Genomic DNA, 21,153 nt, shown 5'->3' with positions numbered 1-21,153 from the left:
TACCATTAGTTAAATCAACCTTTAATTGGAAAAAATTTAAATTAGTATCCTTATGTGGACAGATTGAAACTGTATAAGGGTATGCTCAATGGTACCCTTATGTGGATGGATTGGTCTTGATAAGGGTATCTTTCGACATGAATGGTACCCTTATGTGGATGGTTTTGCCTNCATAAGGGTATCTTTCAATCTGAATGGTACCCTTATGTGGATGGATTGGCTTGCATAAGGGTATCTTTCGACATGAATGGTACCCTTATGTGGATAGTTTTGCCTGCATAAGGGTATCTTTCAATCTGAATGGTACCCTTATGTGGATGGATTGGCTTACATAAGGGTATCTTTCGACATGAATGGTACCCTTATGTAGATGGTATTGCCTCCATAAGGGTATCTTTCGACATGAATGGTACCCTTATGTGGATGGTTTTGCCTGCATAAGGGTATCTTTCAACATGAATGGTACCCTTATGTGGATGGTTTTGCCTGCATAAGGAAATATTTCGAGCAGGAATTTACAGTTATAAGTTCTTTGATCACCGTCAAAAAAGAAGCCCAGCATCTAGCGGACTTCCCCTTCATCCTACAAAACCTTGCTCAAAAAAGCCTTCGTTCGTTCGTGCTGCGGGTTTTCGAAGATTTCCTGCGGCTGGTTTTCTTCTATGATCAGTCCGCCATCCATGAAGATGACTCTGTCACCTACTTCTCTGGCGAAGCCCATTTCATGAGTGACAACGACCATGGTCATTCCTTCCCTGGCCAGCTGTTTAATGACTTCGAGCACTTCGCCGACCATTTCCGGGTCGAGTGCGGATGTCGGTTCGTCGAACAGCATGATTTTCGGTTCCATTGCCAGGGCTCGGGCGATGGCCACTCGCTGCTTTTGGCCTCCCGACAGTGAGTCAGGATAGGCATCCGCTTTTTCACCAAGTCCGACTTTTTCCAGCAGCTTGATTCCTTTGGAACGTGCCTGCTCTTCCGAAATCCCACGTACTTTAATTGGCGCCAGCATGATATTCTCAAGCACTGTTTTATGCGGAAACAGGTTGAAGTGCTGGAACACCATCCCGACTTCCTCGCGCACTTTGTTGATATTGGTTCCTTTTGCGGTAATGTCTACTCCCTCGATTTTTACATGTCCTGCCGTGATCGTTTCGAGCAGGTTAATACACCGGAGGAAGGTTGATTTTCCCGACCCGGATGGCCCGATCACCACAACAACCTCCTGCGGCTTGACGACCACGTTTATTCCATTCAACACCTTGTGGCTTCCAAATGATTTTTCCAGATCTGTGATTGTGATCATTCCGTTTTCAGCCTTCTTTCGAGTAGATTTAATAAGAAGCTCAGGGACAGTGTCAGGATCAGGTAAATCACGGCAGCTGTCAGGTACGGCTCCCATACCCGATAATATTTTCCGGCCATCGCCCTTCCCCAATACATGATTTCCGGCGTCGCGACGATTGCAGCCAGTGAGGATTCTTTGATCAGCACGATGAATTCATTTCCAAGCGGCGGAATCATCCGTTTGAATGCCTGGGGAAGAATGACATATCTCATCGCCTGGACGTGGGTCATCCCAAGCGAACGGGCTGCTTCCATCTGGCCGCGGTCAATCGACTGGATGCCGGCACGGAAAATCTCTGCGATATAGGCCGCTGCATTCAGCGACAGAGCGATGATGGTCGCTGCAATTCCGTTTGTTTTCCCAAGAAGCATCGGGACTACCCCAAAATGGATCAGCAGGATCTGGACGAATAAAGGGGTCCCGCGGAAGAAAGTGATATACCAGACAAATGGCCATGCGAGCAGCTTCCGGCGCTGCATCTTGCCTAGTCCGATGAACAAGCCGAAGATTGTCCCAATTAAAATCCCGGCCAGTGATAGCCCGATGGTCAAGAGCGTACCTTTTACCAGATAAGGAGAGTATTCAACAATCATATCAAAACGGAAATCCATAGCTTGCCCTCCAACGCCCCCGGTTAAGGAGCGGATTTTTTCATAGGCAGTTTGCCTGGCTTACAAAAAAATGCGTAACGCCGTGTTAAGAGTTACGCATCTTTGCAGTTTCATAGATTTTGGGTTTACTTTGATGCCTTATCCTGTTCTGCCTTCAGCATTTCGATGTTCGGCTTCTGGCCGAACCATTCCTGATAAATTTTTTCATAGGTGCCGTTCTCGACGATTTTCTTGATGGCTTTATCGAAGTCGGCTTTTAGATCGGTTCCTTTTGGAAAAAGGATGCCGTAGTATTCTGCCTCGAAACTGCCATTGTCTTCGATGACCTTCAATTTTTCATCCGGATTGTTCTTGGCATAGACTTCAACCACCCCATTGTCTGCCACGACTGCATCTGCCCCGCCTGAGAGCATTTCCATGATTGCCAGGTTGTTGTTATCGAATTTCTTGATGTTCTCATTGTTCTTTCCAAGCAGTTTATCCATCGCTTCCTGCCCGGTAGTGGCGTTTTGGACCGCGACTACCTTGCCTTTCAGATCAGCAGCGTTTTTGATGGTGCTGTCTTCACGGACAAGGATTTTATTTGTGGACAGGAAATATGGTAATGAAAAATCATAGGTTTGCTTGCGCTCGTCATTAATGGAGATAGATGATACGGCGAGATCGGCGCGCTTGCTGCCAATCTCAACGAAAATGGGATCCCAGCCGACATTCTCGAACTTCAGCTCATAACCCGCTTCCTTCGCGGCCGCCTTCAGGAAATCAACGTCGAAGCCAACGATCTTATCGCCATCCATATATTCAAAAGGCGCATATGCAGCATCGGTTACGACCCTGAGTTCCTTTTTCCCGCTGCCATTGGTTTCGCTTGTTTCGCTTGAGCCGCATGCTGACACAACAAGCGCTGCAATTGCCATCATGATTATGACAAAGAATCTTTTTTTCATTCCTATTGCCCCCTCTTATAAAAAGCGTACAAAACTTTACTAATTTATATGAAGACAATGAGGCTTGTATTACTCTAAAAGAGAATAAGAAAAACTTATCTCTTTTTATTGATAACCTGTCATTTCCTTATGTTTCTAACAAGATTAATATAGGAATAGATAAGGAGGGATTCATATGACATTTAAATTTAAAGCGATTGACCATGTACAGCTTGCAGCCCCTAAAGGCAGTGAAGACGAGGCAAGGAAATTTTTCAGTGGGATATTAGGTTTTGAAGAGATCGAAAAACCTGCTGAATTGAAAAAGCGCGGCGGCGCCTGGTTCCAATTCGGATCCGTCCAGATCCATGTTGGGGTCGAGGAAGGTTTTGTTCCGGCAAAGAAGGCACACCCGGCGTTTGAAGTGGAGAATATTGAAGAGTTGAAGAAGCATCTGTCTGTTTCTGGAGTGGAATATCTCGAAGATGACAAGCTCCCGGGCACAAACAGGATGTACGTTTCTGACCCGTTTGGCAATAGAATTGAATTGCTTGAGCGGGTCCGCTAATCAGAGATACCCGTTTTTGCTTGCTGTATTGGTTTTCAATACAGCAAAATTTTGGTATAATATTTAGAAAAGCGAAATATTCGTACTGAGAAAGAAGTGTTGATGGTATGACCCAGCAGCAAAAGGCGAAACGTAACCTGATGATCATGTGGTTCGCCAATTTCTTCATCGCAGGCAGTATGACAATGGTAATGCCTTTCCTCTCCTTATACATTGAGTCGTTTGGGGATTTTTCGGAAAAATATGTCCAGAACTGGTCAGGCCTAACATTCAGCATCACATTTGTTACAGCTTTCCTATTCTCGCCTATCGTCGGAAGACTGGGAGACCGATTCGGCCGTAAAAGAATCCTGATTTTCATGGCCTTCGGGATGGGATTATCGGTCTTCCTGCTCGGTTTCGCCACTTCGGTTTGGCAGTTATTTTTACTGAGGATGTTCATGGGCTTGTTCTCAGGCTTTATCCCAGTGTCCCAGGCGCTTGTTTCAACACAAACGCCAAAGGAACATGCCGGAAAGGTACTTGGGACCCTCCAGACGGGCAGTATCACTGGCTCCTTGCTTGGTCCGATGATTGGAGGTGTCCTGGCTGACTCATTAGGCTATTCGACAACCTTTCACTCCACATCCATCTTTATCATCCTGTCCGGATTGCTCGTGTTCCTGGTCATGGAATATAGGATCGATATAAAAAAAGGCAGCAAAACAAATTACAGCCGCAAAGAAGTGCTTCAGCATATCTTCAGAAATCCAATCATGGTCAATGTCCTGCTCATGTCCATGCTCGTGCAAATTGCCCATTTCAGCATCCAGCCTATCCTCTCCCTTTATGTCGGAGAGCTGCATGGCCATGAAAACCTGGCGTTCTTTTCTGGAATCGCGTTTTCGGCAGCAGGGCTCGGCAATCTTCTGATGGCCCGGAAATGGGGACAGATTGCAGACAGAATTGGCTATATAAAAATCCTTGTCCTCCTCCTGTTTTTATCAGCCATCATTTATCTTCCAGGCGGGTTTGTCACAAATATCTGGCAGCTGGTCCTGATCCGGTTCCTATTGGGAATCACGATTGGAGGCATCATTCCTGTCAGGGTTGCCTATATCAGGCAGGAGGCTCCGGTCGCAATGCAGGGTGAGGTGCTTGGCTATAACACAAGCCTCCGTTTCTTCGGTAACATCATCGGACCTGTGCTCGGCGGATTCCTTTCAGGTTACCTTGGTTTCACGTCGGTATTCGTCCTGACAAGCGGTCTTCTGCTACTTAGCGGGATTGTCCTGTTCGCTTCGATGCAGCGGAATCCGCAATTTGTAAGGGATACTTTTTAATATGGAAGTAGACTGGATCCATCGGCAGATCCAGTCTTTTTTTGCCTTCTGTTTTTTACTCTATAACTCAGGGAAGTATTTACATAGGAGAGAAAGTTTGAGGCAGAATACTCTTATTACATACTCATGACGGGTGGTATTAATTTGGAGGTACAAGCGCTGCAAGAGGTTGAAAAACTAGCCCTGAAAAAGCATAAGATTTTCAGGCAGAGCAAAATTCGCTATCTGGCAAGGGCGGCTTTGGCATCGATGTTCATTGGCTTTGGGGTAATTGTTGCCTTCAAGACAGGGAATCCATTCTATATGGAACACTCGTCCTTTGCCTACCCTATTGCTGCCATAACCTTCGGTGCCGCGATCATCTTGATTGCGTATGGTGGTGGTGACTTGTTCACAGGGAATACCTTCTACTATACGTTTGCGGCACTGAGGAAGAAAATGGCCTGGCTGCAAGTGACCAGGATGTGGATTTACAGCTATATTGGCAATATCATCGGTGCCGCTGCATTTGCTTTTTTGATTTACACAACAGGATTGTTTGATGATCATTCTGTGAATGGATTCTTGTTGAGCGTCGCTGAAAAAAAGACTCTCGCACCAACTTCCGAGCTTTTTTTCCGGGGGATTCTCTGTAACTGGCTCGTCTGCCTGGCATTCTTCCTGCCGATGTCGATGAAGGGCGACGGCGCAAAAATGTTCGCTATGGTGTTTTTCGTGTACTGCTTCTTTATTTCCGGGTATGAGCACAGCATCGCCAATATGTGCACCTTTGCAATCAGCATGGTCCTCGACGCCCCCCAGTCAGTTACCTTTGCCGGTGTGATCCACAATCTCATCCCAGTGACGATCGGGAACCTGATTGGCGGCGGGATCATGATGGGCTGGATGTATTACTATGCGAACAAACCATTTTTTGAGGAATGAATGTATGACAAAAAGAAAGCCGGATTTGGATAGCTGCCAAATCCGGCTTTTTTACTTGCTCAACAATGTTTTTGCTTGTAATAGGTAATCCCCAGGGCAAATGCCAGCACGGTCCCTTTCACGATATCCATTGCATAATATGGGACGGACATCATCACAAGACCATTTTGCAAAATGCCGATGAGTACCGCCCCGATGAAGGTGCCAAATGCGTTCGGTTTGCCTGCCCCGAGGACGGAAAAGCCGATAAAGGCGGCGGCCACGGCATCCATTAAATACGGCGAACCTGCATTGATTTCTGCGGTCATGACGCGGGAAGCCAGAACGATTCCGCCAATTGCCGCGAATAGGGCCGAAAGCAGATAGGCAGCTGTTTTATAGCGGTTGACCGGGATGCCTGAAAGTCTTGCTGCTTCCTTGTTTCCTCCGATGACATACATATAGCGGCCATGCTTTGTATATGTCAGGAAAATATGGACGATGATCACTGCAACTGCCATGATCAGAATGATCCACGGAACCTGCCCTATTTTTGCAAAATACGGGCTGATCGTCCCTGTTGAAAAACTGCCGTCTGGAAGGATCATGTTTTCCGAAACTGTCGCGCCCTTTGTATACGTCAGCGCCGTTCCCTGGATGATGAACATCATCGCCAGTGTCATCAGCATATCGGGAATCTTCAGCTTGACGATCATCAGCGAATTGAGTGCGCCAACGATCAAAGCTGCCGCGATAGCGGATAAAACGGCAACCAGGGTGTTCTGCGAAAACCAGACGAACATCGAGATGACAACCGCATTGGATAATGAGGCTACAGAACCGACCGATAAATCGAAACCATCCACCGTCAGGGAGATGGTGATGCCGATTGCGATGATGGTCACGATGGAGATTGACCTTAAGATATTTATGACATTGTCGCCGTTGATAAAACTCGGATTCGCAGCCGCGAAGACAGCGATCAGCACAAAGATTGTCAAGATCGTCCCGTACTTGTAAAAGAACTGGAACAGCTCAAATGTCTTTTTCGGCGGCGTTTCCTGCTGCAATGGGAGTTTGGCTTCCATCCTATCTGCCTCCTGTTGAATAAAATAAAAGTTCTTCTTCTGTTGTTTCGGCGGTGGCGAGCTCCTTGACCGGTTCACCATCATAAAGCACGTAAACACGATCCGTGATGCCGACGATCTCTGAGAGTTCAGAGGAAGCATAGATGATTCCCTTACCCTGCGCTGCAAGTTTTGCAATCAGTTCGAAAATATCTCTTTTCGCGCCTACATCGACACCCTTGGTCGGCTCGTCAAAAATATACACATCGGCATCGGCAAGCAGCCATCTGCCAATCGCCACTTTCTGCTGGTTCCCGCCTGATAAGTTTTCAACTTTGGCCGATTCTGATGGTGTCTTTATGCCAAGAGCTTTTATGTATTCCTGCGCTATGTTTTTTTCAGAGCGCCGGTCGATAAAACCAAATAGCCTGGAGAATTTTTTCAAGCTGACGGCTGTCAGATTGGAGCTGACCGATTCTGCCACCAGGACACCTTCCTTACGGCGCTCTTCCGGAACCAGCGCCAGTCCATTTTTAACCGCAGCATGCGGGCTCGTCAGTTTGAGTTTCTTTCCATTAAGACTCGCTGTACCGCTAACGGTTGGTGATGCGCCAAAAAGTGCTTTGCAGAGCTCTGTCTTCCCGGCACCGACCAGGCCGGCAATTCCGACAATCTCCCCTGCTTTTACATGGAATGAAGTGTTTTTCACTTTGTCTCCATCCGATAATCCTGCCACTTCGAGAAGAGTATTATCTCCGAATGTATTGGATCTTGCCGGAAACTGATCTTCCATCCTCCGGCCAAGCATATATTCAATCACCTGTTGTGAATCCACGTCCCCAGTTTCCTTTTTCACAATGAACTCGCCGTTCCTCATGATGGTAAGCTCGTCGCATATCTCAAAGATTTCCGGCAGCCGGTGGGAAATGAAAATAATGCCTACATTCCTTTTAGCCAAATCGCGGACAATCCGGAAAAGTTCCGTTGTTTCAGTATGGCTCAGGGGAGCGGTTGGTTCGTCGAGGATTAGGAATGAGCAATGGCTTGAAATCGCCCGGGCAATCAAAACAAGCTGTTTTTCCGCGAGTGTCAGTTCCCCGGCAAGCTTTTTCACAGGAATCTTGAGGTTCATGCCCTCAATAATGTCTTCTGCCTGTTTGAACAACTGCTTCCAATTCATCCAGTGCCTGTTGTCCAGATTCTGAACTGTTTGATTGAGCATGATATTCTCGGCCACAGTCAGCGACGGGATGATGGCTGTATCGACCTCCTGGTAGACTGTCTGGATCCCGAGCTTTTGCGCATGAGCTGGAGTCCTGATTTCTACACTCTCACCATTGAGCTGAATTTCCCCGGTATAGTGATCATGCGCGCCGGAAAGCACCTTCATCAATGTCGACTTACCCGCGCCATTCGCTCCGATCAACGCATGGATCCTGCCAGTTTCCGTGTTGAAATCCACTGCGTTCAGCGCCCATACCCCAGGAAACTCAATACTGATGTTTTTCATTTGAAGTATCATCCCGGTTCCTCCTCCCTACCTTTCTGCAAAGCAGACACTCTCTTTTGTTTGAGAGTGCCTGCTTTGTTTGTGTCTGAACTGGAAAAAATCGCGTGGAATTTCCAATTCGCTATAAAAATTGAAAAGTCGCTATAAAACTGAAAAAGTCGCTATAAAATCGAGAAAGTCGCTATAAAAATAAAAAACTCGCTATAAAACCGAAAAAGTCGCTATATAATAATTTTTCCAGCTATAAAACCTTCTCAACAAACCCTCTCAATCGTTATTTCTTATAGTGATCTTTCAATTTCTTTATCCAATCTTCTAAAAATGCATCCGATTTGCCCCATCCGTCGATAATTTCAGCCAGATTTGCCATGTTGACTGGATTTTTCGACTGCTGAAGTTCTTCCTGTGAAATCAGTGAAGCTTCAAGGTCGTAAGTTGCCGGTGTTTCTTCACCAGCCAGCTTTTTCGCCAGCAATCTCATATTCACTTCACCGATCAGCTTCGGATCAACGGCTGCTGTGTATTTCCATGGGCTGCCTTCTGCCTGGATTTCCTGAAGGTCTGCATTAGAAACATCAATTCCGTAAATCTTGATTTCATCGCGGCCTGCTTCCTTGATGGCACGGGCTGCCCCAATCGCAAATGCATCCCATGTCGCGAAGATCGCGTCAATTTCTCCTTTTGGGTGTTTGTTCAACATCGCTGCCACTGCATTCTGCGTTTGTACGCTTGTATCGGCTGCGGCAACTCCGAATCTCTCAACCTCTTTGATTCCAGGGTTAGCCTTCAAGGTTTCCTGGTAAACTTTATTTCTTCTGACCATTGGCGGGAAGCCATCGACCCAGAGGTAGACTATATTCGCTTCACCGTTTTGGTCCTTCACAAGCTGGTCGAGCGCCTGGGTTGCGAGTGCTTCGTCATCCTGGGAAGTAAGTGTCACGCCTTCAACCTGTGCGAGATCAGGATTCGAATCGAACGTCACGACACTTTTGCCCTTCTCCGTCAATTTTTTCACATCGTCTATAGTTGCAGCGTCATCTCCATGTGAGATGATGAATCCGTCATAGTCCTGCTGCAGACCCTGGTTGATGGCATCATGGAATTTTGCTGTATCTCCGTTAGCAGTGAAGACGTCGACCTTGAAGCCAAGCGCTTCCCCTTCCGCCTTCGCTCCTGCTAAAAATTGCGCAGTATGATCATCTCCGCCAATCTTGCGGATGACTTTGATTTTGACTTCTTCACCCTTCGCAAAACGATCCGGAACTCCCTCAACAGGACCGCTTGCCGTCTTCGTTTCTCCTCCACCGCAGCCAGTCAGCAGCAATGCTGAAGCTACCGCCGTTAAAAATACCTTTTTGAATCCAACTCTTTTCATCTGCATTTCCCCCTTAATGTGTCTGCTCAGTTAACCCAAATAAAAAAACCTCTCCAGAAAAGAGAGGTTTCGAACACAAAATGGTGAAAAGGTCAGATTCCTCTCTTATCTTCCAAAACATATCGTTTTGCAGGATTTAGCACCAATTCCTGATGGAACGGTTGCTGGGCGTCATAGGGCCAGTCCCTCTGCCACTCTTGATAAGAGAATTTAGTTATTTAATTAATCTGGCAAATTGATAAACTTTACTTTAAACTCCTGTAATCATATTGTCAATATTATTATGAAAATTAAATTTTTAATCTTAAAAAAGTAGCTTGTAAAAAAAAAGAAGACTCCCAAATCCGGGAATCTTCCTTTCACTAACGATCAACCCCTTCCGGCTGCGGTCATCCATTCGTACTGGCGAAGTTTTACTTCATACAGTGTCAATGGATCGCGGTACAATTCCGGGTTGGTCCTCAATTTCTCCAATTCATTTTTGCCATGGTCGATTTCGCTCTTGGCTTCTTCTACAGATTCTTCAAGAACGTTGAACGGTTGTTTGAAGAACAGATTCACATCGCGTTCAATCGATTTTTCGAAGATCTCGAATTGCTGCAGGAACCTCTTGGCGATGGTTACTCCAATTTCATAATAATCCTCTGTCTCTAGATAGGATTTATACCTGTTATAAAGCATTGTATTATTTTGCGGAAGCACGCCAAGCAGCTTGCCGGCGCTTTTCAGGAAAAAGGCTTGAGGGGTCGAGCGGTTCATGATGTTGACCTTCTCATAGTGCACGCCATTCGTCATTCGATTAGCATCTCGGCGCCAGTCATCGAGCACCCTGAAATCACAGTCAAGGCTGATTCGTTCCTCTCCGTACATAGAGTTAAAGCCCTCCGCCATCTCGCCCAAATAATTCTGGCTCTGGTCAAACTCATCCTTTGAAAATTGGATCCAGTCATTCAAATCAGCATGGAACTTTGGCATTACCGTTTGTTCCAGATACTCTTCGATTCGCTTGTTCATTTCCTGGTCCATTTCCGAATGGATTTTGCCAAAATCACTGTCCTCTGTCACCAAGTCAGAACAGCTGCGCAGTAATTCCGGAATCTTTTCAATGATTTCCGCACGGGTTTCATCCTTGATTTTACGGAATGACTTCTGGATGGAGCGTGACTTCTCTTCTTCAATATCGCCCAACTGATTGATGGCACCATTCAGCTTGCTGACCATTTCCTCGTTCCAGCTGATGGATTCCATATGGTTATTTTCGATTTCAACCCGCTTATTGAGCAAATACGTGATCGCCCGTCTGACAAAGAACTGCAGTTTCGCGGTGCGTTCCTGTTCAAGATCAACTGCGTTTCTGGTTGTATTAATAAAATTCGAGAAATCCTTCAGCTGCTGGGCATTATCATAATTGGATGAGAAAGCGAACATTTTTGCATCCGGATAGTACTGGCTGACCTCTGCCCATGTCTGGTCGAAAACTTCCGCTGCTTCCTGCTGTCCGTATATTACATCGATTTTATTCAACAGGAAGTGAATATTCAGATCCGGGAAGAATTCTGATATTTTCTCGAGGATATCCCTTTCTTTTTCCGTAAAAGGATCACTCGCATTGAGGACGAACAGCAAACTGTCCGCAAATCTCAAGTAATTGTAGAGCGGATGCTTTTCATAGTTATTCCTGTTGACCCCTGGGGTATCAATCAGTGCCAGGTCATGTTCGCGCAGGAATGGGAAGTCTGCCTTGAAATCAATGATGGTTTCATTCTTATGATTCTTGCGGCTGACACCCGCTGCCTCCTTGAAGTCCTCAACATCCATGATCTGACGGATTTCTGTATCGGTGATTTCATAGGCTGCCGGATTTTCCTGATCCATGAACCGGATGACCGCTGCAGTCGGGGCAGTAAGCAATTCTTCGCCCACGATTGTGTTGACGAAGGAAGACTTGCCATTGCCCGAAACGCCGGCGACCAGCATATTATGGACATTGGACTCGTGTAGCTCCTGGACCATCCACTTAATCTTGTTGCCAACCTCGATTTCATGATCCTCTGCCCATTTGATGATCGACTGGAACAACATCATGCTATCCTTATAGCCATCATGGTACTCATTTGAGTTCAGGACTAATGTCTCGGCATCATGTATCGCTGAAGCTGTAATCGATCCAGGAAACACCTCATTCCAGGCAATGATGGATGACGCTGCGACCAGGCTGTTCATCGGGCTTGTTATCTTCAGCCAGTTTGTCAGCATTTCCGGGATCAGCGGCGAAATTTCCTTGATCAGCATGTCGCCGCTGATCAATTCGAAATAGCTTTCCTGATAGACCGCTGACAGCTGTGTCCAGCCATCTCTTCTGTTGCCATCCATCCCGCTGAATAATTGATTGAATTCCCTTAACCATGCCATGTAGGTGCTTTCATTCCGGTAGCTTTGCCATAGAGATACAGCGAGCTGCTCGAACCGGCTTCTGTCCACCTGGAATAACACAGATAATGCCTCGTTGAAATATTCAGGTGCAAATCCCGCAGTATGTCCTTGTTCAACATACTGGTTCAAGACATCGAACCATTTTGGCGATCCTGTCCGGATTCCTTCATTGACTGCAAGCTCGACACCATTTCCCCAATCATTCTGCTCCTCGAAGAAAGAACGGGCGATTTCAGTCACGCCAGGATAATCCGGATCAAGTGCCACTGCTTTTTTGATGACAGCAACTGCTTTATCGAGCTTACCCTGCTCTATGTAAAGTGATAACAGCTGCAGGCCGCTTTCGATTTTCAGTACATCGCTTTCTGTCTCAATCGAAAGGTACAGCTCTTCCGCCGATGTCAGCAGGCCCAGCTCCAGGAACGCATCCCCCATGTTCTTTTTTGCCCATGGCTCAAGCTCATTCGTGATGTTTTCCCATTTAAAAATTGCCGCTTCATAGTCTTTATGGTGAAAATAAACCTCACCCTGCGCAAAACGGATGTTTGCCAAGTCAGGCATATCATTTTTCTGTTCGGCAAGGTAGAGCTCTCCAAGTACCTGGACTGGGTGTGTCCTGTTACCTGAGTCCATATAGGTTTCAAAATACGACTTATTGATTAATTGCTCTTCAAATGTCATGACTTTCCTCCGACCTCTCGATAATATCAATCCAAAAAAAGAGCCCTCAGACTCCTTTAGGCATGAAAAAATTGTTTTAGATAATGGCTCTTTTCTCAAACTTTGTTGCTATTGGTTACAAAATAGGATTGAATTACCTAAGATTTTTCACACAATTAACGACTATTATAAGAAAAGAGCTTGCAAACTTAGTACCGAAATACAAAATGGCTATTATCACGTTAAAATCGGCTTTAGGATTTTAACAACAATCTTTACGAAAACAGCCTTAATAACTCTTCTTTTTCCCTGTTACGGCTTACCCTCAAACCTTATCATTGTATTCTATCAGACTATTTTTCATTCAAGATTTCAGGAAGCTTTCAGTTGTGCTACAAGCACTGAAAAATATGTAATGATTTTAATAATCCATCCAGTAATTTGCCAGTTCCTGTCGAATATTAAATGACTTCTATATCTTTCGTACTAGCTTTCAACTTTCTGGGTATAAAATGAAGTTTGTCACACCGCTCATAGGGCAAAATCATTATAATGAAAGGTACAAGATGACCGAAAAGGAGATTGTTATGCTGACTTTAAAAATAATGGACACTCCCATCGACGATATTGCATCAGAACATATAAAAAACCAAACTGTGATCATGAACAATAAAACGCTTGCCACCATAAAGGGGACAGGAAATGAAGTTGAATTCCACATCGATCCCTATCTGGACCTAAATGAATTCCAATTTTTGCGGGATATCGTCATGGAGTTAAGCTATGGGAATGCAGATGCCATTGATGAAAGAGGCTGCCAGCTCGGCTACCTGGAGAATGGAGAAAAGGCCTTCTTAATCAAAAATTGGGAAGAGTGGAAAGCGTTCCTGATGAAAGCGAAACTTAGAACATTAGAAGGCCAAAACGTGCAGGCACTGAATGCAGCTGGCGAGGAGCTCGGATCAGGGATTCTGGCTGAGTACGAAGTCGAAGTCAGCCCATTCCGGATTTTGAGCTGCACCTTGATCACCTTGTTTGGTGAAAGGAAATTTGAAGGTGACAATATCAAAATTGTCCCGACAAACCAGTTCGGTTAAACAGAAAGAGCAGCGGGATGATCCGCTGCTCTTCTTATTTTTCCTTTTGCAGCTCATCAATCAGCTGCTTCGTCCGTTTCGCATTGCCTTCGGCGAAGTTCTCCAAACGGTCCTTCAGTTCTGGATCATCATGGATGCGCTCGGCTGTAATCAAGTAGGTCCTCATCAAATCTTCTTCCATTTGGACCGAGTTTTCCAATACATCCTCAATGGTTTCTTTTTTGCTGTCTTGATGAAAAGGATTCTTCATCTCAATCCTCCCTTTTAGATTGAAAGAAACTCTCCTTTTATCTTCGCCGGCAGATTACTTTTTATACTCTGCTTTCCTCCAGATGAAGAATGTTGTTGTCGCGAGAATCGTCGAAATCAAAGCGACGATCACCGCACCATAAACAAGCTCATCTTCCTGGCCATAATAGCCCTCGATTGCATTCGAGAGGGCGACCACATTGACCGCAAGGAACAGGAAAATCGAGATGAACGCTGCTCTTTTTTTATCCATGCCTTACTTCCCTCCCAACTGCAAACACCTTTCCATCCTTGATTTCAAGGAGGATTTTCGGAAGCTCACGCTGCGGAGGTCCCGCCATTGGCTGGCCGCTGTCTACATTGAAATAGCCTTTGTGGCATGGGCAGAGAAGGACGTTTTCCTTGTGCTCGTAAAAAACAGGGCATTGCAGGTGTGTACACTTATTGTTGTAAGCGACAAATTTGTCGTCCGGTGTCCTGACCAGAATTGCCGGTTCATTTTTCGTCGGGTAGTTGAAGTTCCTGGATTCGCCGATTGCCAGGTCATTGATATCGGTGACTTCCACTCTCTTCACTTCGCCGTTTTCATCGCGCAGGAAGGTGAAGATCCCAAATGGTGTCGTTGCCAGTCCAATCGCGACAGTTGCGCCAAAGGAAGCCTTCAGGAACGCCCTTCTGTTCAAATGGACGTCGTCCTTCCTGTTCAGGTTATCGATTAGCTTGATCATATCTTTATCATCTTCATGATGGTTCTGTTTTTTATCATCACTCATCGCCAAATCCTCCTGTTCCTAGAGCTGAAACTTTGCATCGATTTTTTCGGCCAGGTTCAAGTATTCCTTGAACAGCACAGTGTTATCTGCAGCGATCGCAGGCGTCTCACTGTTCTCATCCGCTTCCTGGATCGGCAGCTGACCCAATAGTTCCGTACCCAGCTGTGCTGCCAGCTCCTCGCCGCCGCCTTTTCCGAAAATGTAGTACTTCAGGTCGCTGTCTTCAGGCTTGAAGTACGACATATTCTCGACCACCCCGATCACCTCATGCTTGCTCTTGATCGCCATCGCTCCCGCGCGTTCCGCAACGAATGATGCTGCTTTATGAGGTGTCGTCACGACGATTTCCTTGCTCTGTGGAATCATCAGGTGCATATCAAGCGCGACATCACCGGTACCAGGAGGCATATCAAGAATGAAATAATCCATTTCACCCCACAGCACATCCTCGGTAAAATGTTGAATCATTTTTCCAAGCATCGGGCCGCGCCAGACGATCGGTTCATTGTCCTTCACCAGGAAGCCCATTGACATTACCTTGATGCCATTCGCTTCAACCGGGATGATTTTTCCGTTGAACGTCTTTGGTTTTGAATCTATGTTAAGGATTTTCGGTACACTGAATCCATATATATCAAGGTCGATGATCGCCACTGACTTGCCAAGCTTTTGCAGCGCCAGCGCAAGGTTCACTGATAATGAAGACTTGCCGACTCCGCCTTTACCGCTAGTCACCGCCAGCACATTTCCTTTTAACATTTGAAAGCACCTCTTTTTTTGGATGGGTTATTATTCCCTACCTTATCTAAAATTGGTTGAAACCTTAACTGGAAAAAATCGTTGGAAATTTCCAGTTCGACATTAAACATGTGGTTTTCGCCAATAAACATGTCGTTTTCGCCAATAAACTTGTGAAAAGCGCCAATAAATTCAGATTATCGCCAATATCGCTCTAACCGGTTCAAAAACAGAGCCGGCCCTAATGAACTTAGCGCTCTTTTCCGGCCGGCTGCATTAAATTAAGATTGTGAATCAGTATAAACTCCAAAAAACTCAGGCACGTAATCCCATTTATTGCCCTCTTGCGGCTTTTTGCCTTCAACAAGGTTCATCTGGGTACGTTTTCTGCGCAATTGCTGCATTTCATCGAAGTCGATGAAGCGGATTGCGTCACTCGGGCAAACAGATGCACACATTGGCGCGATATCATGACGGGTTCTGTCATAGCACATATCGCATTTGTACATTTTGTTTGTTTCGAAATCGAATTTCGGGATACCGAATGGGCAGCCGAACGTACAGTTGCGGCATCCGATACATTTTTCTTCCATCGCTGACAGAACGACGCCTTCTTCCGTGATCTGGATGGCGTTGGCCGGGCAGACGCGGGCACATGCCGGGTCTTTACATTGCATGCACAGCATCGGGAAGGTCTGGCGTGATTCGGTAAAATCAACATATTCTACATAGTTCCGTTCTTTTGCATCATGGTCTCCGCACTCACGGCAGGCTGCCTGGCAGGCACGGCATCCGATACAGCGTTCAAATTCAAGGTACATTATTTTATTCATAATGGCCGTTCCTCCTATTTAGTCAGTTTTTCAAGTTTTACAGCACAGACTTTAAATTCAGGCATCCGTGAGATTGGGTCCAATGCCGGGCTGGTCAATTGGTTGACCGCAAGCTTCTTGCCCCAGTGATAAGGGACGAACATTGTATCTTTGCGGATTGCTTTCGTTATTTTTACTGGAGCGATCATATCGCCTCGCGGAGTGGTAAGCTTCACTCTTTCACCGTTCTCGATCTGGTACTGGCTGGCCAGTTCAGGATGCATTTCCACGAATGGCTCAGGGCATTGCTCCTTCAGGAAGTCGACACGTCTTGTCTGGTTTCCTGAAAGGTAATGGAATACGACACGGCCGGTAGTAAGCCAGAGTGGATATTGTTTTGACTGGACTTCTGCAGGTCCTCTGTAATCACAAACGGCAAGATTCGCTTTGCCGTCTGGTGTTTCGAATTTCTCTTTGAACATCGAAGGAGTTCCCTGATGGTCAAGTGCAGGGGCCGGCCAGAAAACACCGTCCTGTTCATCGATCTTTTCGTATGTGACACCATAGTAATCGGCTTTGCCGCCTTTTGATGCAAGGCGAAGTTCATCGAAGATTTCTCTTGGCTCGTTATATTGGAAGTGCTGGCCTTTACCAAGACGTTCAGCAATCAGGCTCATGATCTCCCAGTCTGGTTTTGATTCACCGATCGGATCCACTACTTTGCGGATGTGGATGATCCGGCCTTCGGTATTTGTAGTCGTTCCTTCATCTTCTGCCCATGTTGTTGCAGGAAGGACTACATCCGCCAACTCTGCAGTCTCAGAAAGAAAGAAATCATTGACGACTAAGAAATCAAGGTTTTCAAGCTGTTCTTGCACATAGTTGATATTTGGTGATGATACAACCGGGTTTGAGCAAATGACATGAAGTCCGCGAATCGTCTTCGCTTCCATCAGGTGGAACATCTCATAAGCGGATACACCTGGCTGCGGCATTTCTTCCGGCTTGATGCCCCATACTCCTGATACGTATTCAACTTCTTTAGGATCAGTAAGCTTACGGTACCCTGGAAGCAGGTCAGCTTTCTGGCCATGTTCACGGCCGCCCTGGCCATTTCCTTGACCTGTAAAAGTGGCAACACCGGAAGCAAATTTGCCGATTTGGCCGCGTAATAAAGCCATGGACGTATAAAGACTTACGTTGTCGACACCCGCAGTCTGCTGTTCCGCTCCGCGAGCGAACATCACGACTGAACGAGGTGACTTTCCAAAGATATGAGCAGCCTTGATGATTTTTTCTGCTGTGACACCAGTAATTTCCGATGTATATTCTGGCGTGAATTTAGCGGTCATTTCTTTTAATTCTTCGAAATTATTGCAGCGCTCCTGGACATACTCGTGATCCACATAATCGTGTTTGATCAAGAGGTGCATGATGCCGTTAGCCAATGCTGAATCTGTTCCCGGAAGCAGGTCAAGGTGTACATCGGCAACTCTTGCAGTTGCTGTTTCACGCGGGTCGGCAACAATAAGCTTCGCGCCTTTATCCTTGGCTTTCCAGAACCACTGGATACTAGTAGGGTGACATTCTGCCGTGTTAGAGCCTGCCATGAAGAAGCAGTCGCTATGCTCGAGTTCCGTCCATGGAAGCGATGATCCACGGTCAATTCCAAGTGTCTTATTGAATCCGCCGGCAGCAGAACTCATGCAGTAGCGGCCATTATAATCGATATAACGAGTGCCCAGTCCGACACGTGCGTACTTTCCTACCAGGTAGCATTTTTCATTTGTCATCGACACACCGCCATACACAGCTAGCGCATCCTTGCCGTATGTTCCCTGGATCTCTTTATACTTTCTTTCAATCAGGTCAAGGGCTTCTTCCCAGGTTGCAGCAACGAACTTTCCATTCTTTTTGATCAAAGGTGTCTTGATGCGGTCTGGATGGTCGATTGTCTGGTATGCAGTAACCCCTTTAGGGCACATTTTCCCTCTGGTCAACACCCAGTCATAACGCGGCTCCACACCCATGACCTTATTCGTTTTTTCGTCAACGCGGATGTGCATCCCACACTGCATCCCACAGTAGCAGCAGTGAGTTGTGACTAGCTTTTCACCTTTGCGGATCTGGTTTTTTACGCCTTCTTTAACGAGAAACTGGCTCATCGATTTTTTCCTCCTTCAAATCCTGGTCAAGTCCGTAAAACTCTTCCGAACGCTTCTTGCTGAAACCTGATATGTGAATTCCATTATTTGTGCTTACTGGTCCGTATGGGTTGCCCTGTGGTGCTTCTAGATTCATTTGTTTCATTGCCCTCATCCTGCGGCGGCAGCCTGTGCAGTAATCTGAAAGATATGATCCGTCCGCTAACTGCAGGTCGAAATTCTGGCTTTTTAAAATGGCCTGGACATCGGCGATCTGATCGTCATTGCTGTATGGCTGTCCGCAGCTCTTACATGATTTCGTATCCACTTTAATCACCTCTTGATAACTCATTGGTACTGCCGTAGCCAGCGGCCTGATCGGCACGTGGAACAGTTTTCCGAATGGGAAGTACATCAGCATGATGATGACTGTAACCTGGTGGATCAGCGACATATAATGGTGCATCCAGCCATCAAGGAATGTGTACATGATAGTCAGAATCAAACCTGTAACTGTTACCGACAATAAAATGATCAATGGCAGGATATCGAACTCGAATCGTTGGGTAACTTTTACATCATAGTTAGTAATGCGTCGGTAGAGTGCCATTCCGGCTCCAATCAATACCATGATTGCGCCGATATTCAATCCGTTATAGACGATTTCAGCGAATAGTCCGTGTGCCGCCATTGTGATGGTTGGCATATCGAACACGATGATCTGGTACGTCTCTGAGTCGATCAAGTCGAATCGCATCCAGCCGAATGTAAGCCCGAAGGTGATCCCGAAGGAAATGATGCAGCCCCATGAAATCATCAAGTGCTGAATGCCGCGGTATAAACCGCGCTTGAAAATGAATTTCTGCAAGATGATGTTGTCGATCAAGGTTTTGATCAATGCTTTTGAATTGCGTTTCATTCTTTCTTTATTAAAAAGGTTGTCAACACTTCGCTTAGCCACTTTGTTCGTCGCTTTACGCCACATCCAGAAGCTCATCCTGATTGAAAGCCCGATGGCAAATACTGCCGACGAAATTGCATATCCCAAAAGCGCCATGTCAATATGGACAAACCTCGAGGTCGAATACCACATTGAGAAAAATAATATCATCACAGCGACAAAGGAATACATGCTTGTTTTGGAGTAAAAGGATTTCTCGAATTTGTACAACTTTGCTACCTCCCTGTAAATCGTTTCCGATTTCAAAAATCATCTTATCATGGAAAAACAGTCAAAAAAGGCTTAAATTGTAAACACTTTGTGAATAGTGAAAAATTGATTTAATAATGTTTTACAGCCCTAATCATCACTGTATAACCGTTCATACTTAAATCTTAAGGGAGCAAGATTAAAAGATATGTGAAGTCCGTCACACCATCATAAGTGGACACAAAATCGTAATAAATTTGTGCGGTAGTTAACAATCTGGCCCTCCTGTTGAAAGTTGATGACCAGGTAAGTTGAGTTGTTTGTTGCTTGGCATGTCTTTGCCTATACTTAAACTATCAAGCCAAGAAAGGTTGGGAGTAATGGACAAATTCAAAGCTTTTATGGTGAACAAAATGGAAGAAGATTTTTCTGCTGAAGTGAAGACAATCTCATTGGAGGATCTGCCTGAAGGAGAGGTGCTGATCAAGGTCGCCTACTCCAGTGTCAATTATAAGGACGGGCTTGCGAGCATCCCGAATGGCAAGATTGTCAGATCTTATCCTTTCATTCCTGGAATCGACCTTGCTGGGACGGTTGTCTCTTCTGACGACAGCCACTTCAAAGCAGGAGATGAAGTGATCGCTACCAGCTATGAGATAGGGGTTTCCCACTATGGCGGATACAGCGAGTATGCGAGGATCCCTGCGGACTGGATTGTCTCATTGCCTGAAGGTCTTTCTTTAAAAGAAGCAATGGTTTATGGAACCGCCGGATTTACGGCAGCTTTGTCCGTCCACCGACTGGAGGAAAATGGTCTCACTCCGGAAAAAGGAAAAGTCCTCGTGACAGGAGCAACCGGCGGTGTCGGCAGCGTGGCTGTTGCGATGCTCGCCAAGCGGGGATATCACGTCGTAGCGAGCACAGGGAAAGAATCAGAGCATGACTACCTTCGAAAAATCGGCGCCTCAGAAATCATCAGCCGTGAAGAGTTAGCCGGGGAAAAGGTGAAGCCTCTCGATAAGCAGCTATGGGCAGCGGCCGTCGACCCCGTTGGCGGCAAGACATTGTCGGCAATCCTGAGCAAACTTGAATACAACGGTTCAGTCGCAGTCAGCGGCTTGACTGGCGGCACAGATGTCCCAACAACGGTGTTCCCGTTCATCCTCAGGGGCATCAATCTCCTCGGGATTGATTCAGTATACTGCCCGATGGAAACGAGAAAGCTTCTTTGGCAGCGGATGGCCACCGACTTGAAGCCTGAAGAACTCCTGGAAGCCATCAAAAGTGAAGTGTCATTAGAAGAATTGCCAGGCGTCCTTACCAGCATCTTAAAAGGTGAGAACCGCGGACGGACGATTGTGAAAATCTAAAAAAAGCCCGAATCCAGTCAATAACTGGGTTCGGGCTTTTTGGTATCGCATTTTATTTTGTGCTGCAAGCTCTTCTGATTCTACTTTTTTAATTTTG

General features: G+C 46.0%; 18 protein-coding genes, 2 pseudogenes and 1 riboswitch. Of the genes and pseudogenes, 5 read left to right on the top strand and 15 right to left on the bottom strand.

Annotated features, from left to right (window positions below):
- Nucleotides 1–583: 583 nt before the first annotated feature.
- The 3 genes from ACNAZ4_RS19205 to ACNAZ4_RS19195 form a co-directional block, all read right to left on the bottom strand.
- Nucleotides 584–1,306 carry an amino acid ABC transporter ATP-binding protein gene (locus tag ACNAZ4_RS19205; protein ID WP_415817121.1) on the bottom strand — a complete coding sequence of 241 codons (723 nt, stop codon included), beginning with the start codon at nt 1,304–1,306 and terminating at the stop codon, nt 584–586.
- Nucleotides 1,303–1,959: an amino acid ABC transporter permease gene (locus ACNAZ4_RS19200; RefSeq protein WP_415817119.1), complete on the bottom strand. Its 657-nt coding sequence runs from the start codon at nt 1,957–1,959 to the stop codon at nt 1,303–1,305. The genes ACNAZ4_RS19205 and ACNAZ4_RS19200 overlap by 4 nt, the downstream gene beginning before the upstream one ends.
- 125 nt (nt 1,960–2,084) lie before the next feature.
- The gene (locus tag ACNAZ4_RS19195) at nt 2,085–2,906 is read right to left on the bottom strand and encodes a basic amino acid ABC transporter substrate-binding protein (RefSeq protein WP_415817117.1); all 822 of its coding nucleotides are present in this window, start codon (nt 2,904–2,906) and stop codon (nt 2,085–2,087) included.
- Nucleotides 2,907–3,081: 175 nt separating this feature from the next.
- Here ACNAZ4_RS19195 and ACNAZ4_RS19190 point away from each other — a divergent pair, with 175 nt between their 5' ends.
- From ACNAZ4_RS19190 to ACNAZ4_RS19180, 3 genes are all read left to right on the top strand, one after another.
- On the top strand, nt 3,082–3,453 hold the full coding sequence (locus ACNAZ4_RS19190; RefSeq protein WP_415817115.1) for a VOC family protein: 372 nt from the start codon (nt 3,082–3,084) through the stop codon (nt 3,451–3,453).
- A 107-nt stretch (nt 3,454–3,560) separates the two neighbouring features.
- Nucleotides 3,561–4,775 (top strand): MFS transporter, encoded by a 1,215-nt coding sequence (locus ACNAZ4_RS19185; RefSeq protein ID WP_415817113.1) that lies wholly within the window; start codon nt 3,561–3,563, stop codon nt 4,773–4,775.
- Nucleotides 4,776–4,919: 144 nt separating this feature from the next.
- A complete protein-coding gene (locus tag ACNAZ4_RS19180; protein WP_415817111.1) occupies nt 4,920–5,699 on the top strand; it encodes a formate/nitrite transporter family protein in 780 nt (259 codons plus the stop codon).
- Between the two features lie 59 nt (nt 5,700–5,758).
- On the opposite strand, the gene ACNAZ4_RS19175 is transcribed toward ACNAZ4_RS19180, so the two are convergent.
- From ACNAZ4_RS19175 to ACNAZ4_RS19155, 5 genes and pseudogenes are all read right to left on the bottom strand, one after another.
- Complete coding sequence (locus tag ACNAZ4_RS19175; protein WP_415817109.1) at nt 5,759–6,766, bottom strand: ABC transporter permease; 1,008 nt, start codon at nt 6,764–6,766, stop codon at nt 5,759–5,761.
- Between the two features lies 1 nt (nt 6,767).
- Nucleotides 6,768–7,442, bottom strand: a pseudogene (locus tag ACNAZ4_RS19170) (ATP-binding cassette domain-containing protein); the annotation flags it as partial.
- A gap of 321 nt (nt 7,443–7,763) precedes the next feature.
- Nucleotides 7,764–8,255, bottom strand: a pseudogene (locus ACNAZ4_RS19165) (ATP-binding cassette domain-containing protein); the annotation flags it as partial.
- 274 nt (nt 8,256–8,529) lie between these two features.
- Nucleotides 8,530–9,630 carry a sugar ABC transporter substrate-binding protein gene (locus tag ACNAZ4_RS19160; RefSeq protein ID WP_415817107.1) on the bottom strand — a complete coding sequence of 367 codons (1,101 nt, stop codon included), beginning with the start codon at nt 9,628–9,630 and terminating at the stop codon, nt 8,530–8,532.
- 102 nt (nt 9,631–9,732) lie between these two features.
- Nucleotides 9,733–9,837, bottom strand: a riboswitch (SAM riboswitch).
- Nucleotides 9,838–9,999: 162 nt separating this feature from the next.
- Nucleotides 10,000–12,744 (bottom strand): dynamin family protein, encoded by a 2,745-nt coding sequence (locus tag ACNAZ4_RS19155; protein ID WP_415817105.1) that lies wholly within the window; start codon nt 12,742–12,744, stop codon nt 10,000–10,002.
- A 566-nt stretch (nt 12,745–13,310) separates the two neighbouring features.
- On the opposite strand from ACNAZ4_RS19155, the gene ACNAZ4_RS19150 reads away from it, so the two are divergent.
- Entirely contained in the window at nt 13,311–13,820 is a 510-nt protein-coding gene (locus ACNAZ4_RS19150; RefSeq protein ID WP_415817103.1) for a hypothetical protein, read from the top strand.
- Nucleotides 13,821–13,854: 34 nt separating this feature from the next.
- Here the strand turns inward: ACNAZ4_RS19150 and ACNAZ4_RS19145 are convergent, their stop codons facing one another.
- From ACNAZ4_RS19145 to ACNAZ4_RS19115, 7 genes are all read right to left on the bottom strand, one after another.
- Nucleotides 13,855–14,070, bottom strand: coding sequence for a hypothetical protein (locus ACNAZ4_RS19145; protein WP_415817101.1), 216 nt, complete (start codon nt 14,068–14,070; stop codon nt 13,855–13,857).
- A gap of 54 nt (nt 14,071–14,124) precedes the next feature.
- Entirely contained in the window at nt 14,125–14,322 is a 198-nt protein-coding gene (locus ACNAZ4_RS19140) for a hypothetical protein (RefSeq protein ID WP_415817099.1), read from the bottom strand.
- Nucleotides 14,315–14,842, bottom strand: coding sequence for a Rieske 2Fe-2S domain-containing protein (locus ACNAZ4_RS19135; protein ID WP_415817097.1), 528 nt, complete (start codon nt 14,840–14,842; stop codon nt 14,315–14,317). Before ACNAZ4_RS19135 ends, ACNAZ4_RS19140 begins: the two co-directional genes overlap by 8 nt.
- A gap of 18 nt (nt 14,843–14,860) precedes the next feature.
- Nucleotides 14,861–15,601, bottom strand: a complete 741-nt coding sequence (locus tag ACNAZ4_RS19130) for an Mrp/NBP35 family ATP-binding protein (RefSeq protein WP_415817095.1) — start codon at nt 15,599–15,601, stop codon at nt 14,861–14,863.
- 260 nt (nt 15,602–15,861) lie between these two features.
- Complete coding sequence (locus ACNAZ4_RS19125; protein WP_251487136.1) at nt 15,862–16,413, bottom strand: 4Fe-4S dicluster domain-containing protein; 552 nt, start codon at nt 16,411–16,413, stop codon at nt 15,862–15,864.
- A gap of 14 nt (nt 16,414–16,427) precedes the next feature.
- Complete coding sequence (gene fdhF / locus ACNAZ4_RS19120; RefSeq protein WP_415817093.1) at nt 16,428–18,557, bottom strand: formate dehydrogenase subunit alpha; 2,130 nt, start codon at nt 18,555–18,557, stop codon at nt 16,428–16,430.
- The gene (locus ACNAZ4_RS19115) at nt 18,538–19,707 is read right to left on the bottom strand and encodes an MFS transporter (protein ID WP_415817091.1); all 1,170 of its coding nucleotides are present in this window, start codon (nt 19,705–19,707) and stop codon (nt 18,538–18,540) included. Before ACNAZ4_RS19115 ends, fdhF begins: the two co-directional genes overlap by 20 nt.
- 359 nt (nt 19,708–20,066) lie before the next feature.
- Between ACNAZ4_RS19115 and ACNAZ4_RS19110 the strand changes: the two genes are divergently transcribed.
- Nucleotides 20,067–21,056, top strand: coding sequence for an NADPH:quinone oxidoreductase family protein (locus ACNAZ4_RS19110; RefSeq protein WP_415817089.1), 990 nt, complete (start codon nt 20,067–20,069; stop codon nt 21,054–21,056).
- Nucleotides 21,057–21,153: the final 97 nt, after the last annotated feature.

This window comes from Mesobacillus thioparans (assembly GCF_965138835.1).
GTDB classification, from domain to species: Bacteria; Bacillota; Bacilli; order Bacillales; family Cytobacillaceae; genus Mesobacillus; species Mesobacillus thioparans.
This window is presented reverse-complemented; position numbering and strand designations above follow the sequence as displayed.

Excerpts from the sequence above, each read along its gene's own strand:
- ACNAZ4_RS19205 (WP_415817121.1), bottom strand. The coding sequence starts at position 1,306 with ATGATCACAATCACAGATCTGGAAAAATCATTTGGAAGCCACAAGGTG.
- ACNAZ4_RS19200 (WP_415817119.1), bottom strand. The coding sequence starts at position 1,959 with ATGGATTTCCGTTTTGATATGATTGTTGAATACTCTCCTTATCTGGTA.
- ACNAZ4_RS19195 (WP_415817117.1), bottom strand. The coding sequence starts at position 2,906 with ATGAAAAAAAGATTCTTTGTCATAATCATGATGGCAATTGCAGCGCTT.
- ACNAZ4_RS19190 (WP_415817115.1), top strand. The coding sequence starts at position 3,082 with ATGACATTTAAATTTAAAGCGATTGACCATGTACAGCTTGCAGCCCCT.
- ACNAZ4_RS19185 (WP_415817113.1), top strand. The coding sequence starts at position 3,561 with ATGACCCAGCAGCAAAAGGCGAAACGTAACCTGATGATCATGTGGTTC.
- ACNAZ4_RS19175 (WP_415817109.1), bottom strand. The coding sequence starts at position 6,766 with ATGGAAGCCAAACTCCCATTGCAGCAGGAAACGCCGCCGAAAAAGACA.
- ACNAZ4_RS19160 (WP_415817107.1), bottom strand. The coding sequence starts at position 9,630 with ATGAAAAGAGTTGGATTCAAAAAGGTATTTTTAACGGCGGTAGCTTCA.
- ACNAZ4_RS19155 (WP_415817105.1), bottom strand. The coding sequence starts at position 12,744 with ATGACATTTGAAGAGCAATTAATCAATAAGTCGTATTTTGAAACCTAT.
- ACNAZ4_RS19150 (WP_415817103.1), top strand. The coding sequence starts at position 13,311 with ATGCTGACTTTAAAAATAATGGACACTCCCATCGACGATATTGCATCA.
- ACNAZ4_RS19145 (WP_415817101.1), bottom strand. The coding sequence starts at position 14,070 with ATGAAGAATCCTTTTCATCAAGACAGCAAAAAAGAAACCATTGAGGAT.
- ACNAZ4_RS19140 (WP_415817099.1), bottom strand. The coding sequence starts at position 14,322 with ATGGATAAAAAAAGAGCAGCGTTCATCTCGATTTTCCTGTTCCTTGCG.
- ACNAZ4_RS19135 (WP_415817097.1), bottom strand. The coding sequence starts at position 14,842 with ATGAGTGATGATAAAAAACAGAACCATCATGAAGATGATAAAGATATG.
- ACNAZ4_RS19130 (WP_415817095.1), bottom strand. The coding sequence starts at position 15,601 with ATGTTAAAAGGAAATGTGCTGGCGGTGACTAGCGGTAAAGGCGGAGTC.
- ACNAZ4_RS19125 (WP_251487136.1), bottom strand. The coding sequence starts at position 16,413 with ATGAATAAAATAATGTACCTTGAATTTGAACGCTGTATCGGATGCCGT.
- fdhF (WP_415817093.1), bottom strand. The coding sequence starts at position 18,557 with ATGAGCCAGTTTCTCGTTAAAGAAGGCGTAAAAAACCAGATCCGCAAA.
- ACNAZ4_RS19110 (WP_415817089.1), top strand. The coding sequence starts at position 20,067 with ATGGACAAATTCAAAGCTTTTATGGTGAACAAAATGGAAGAAGATTTT.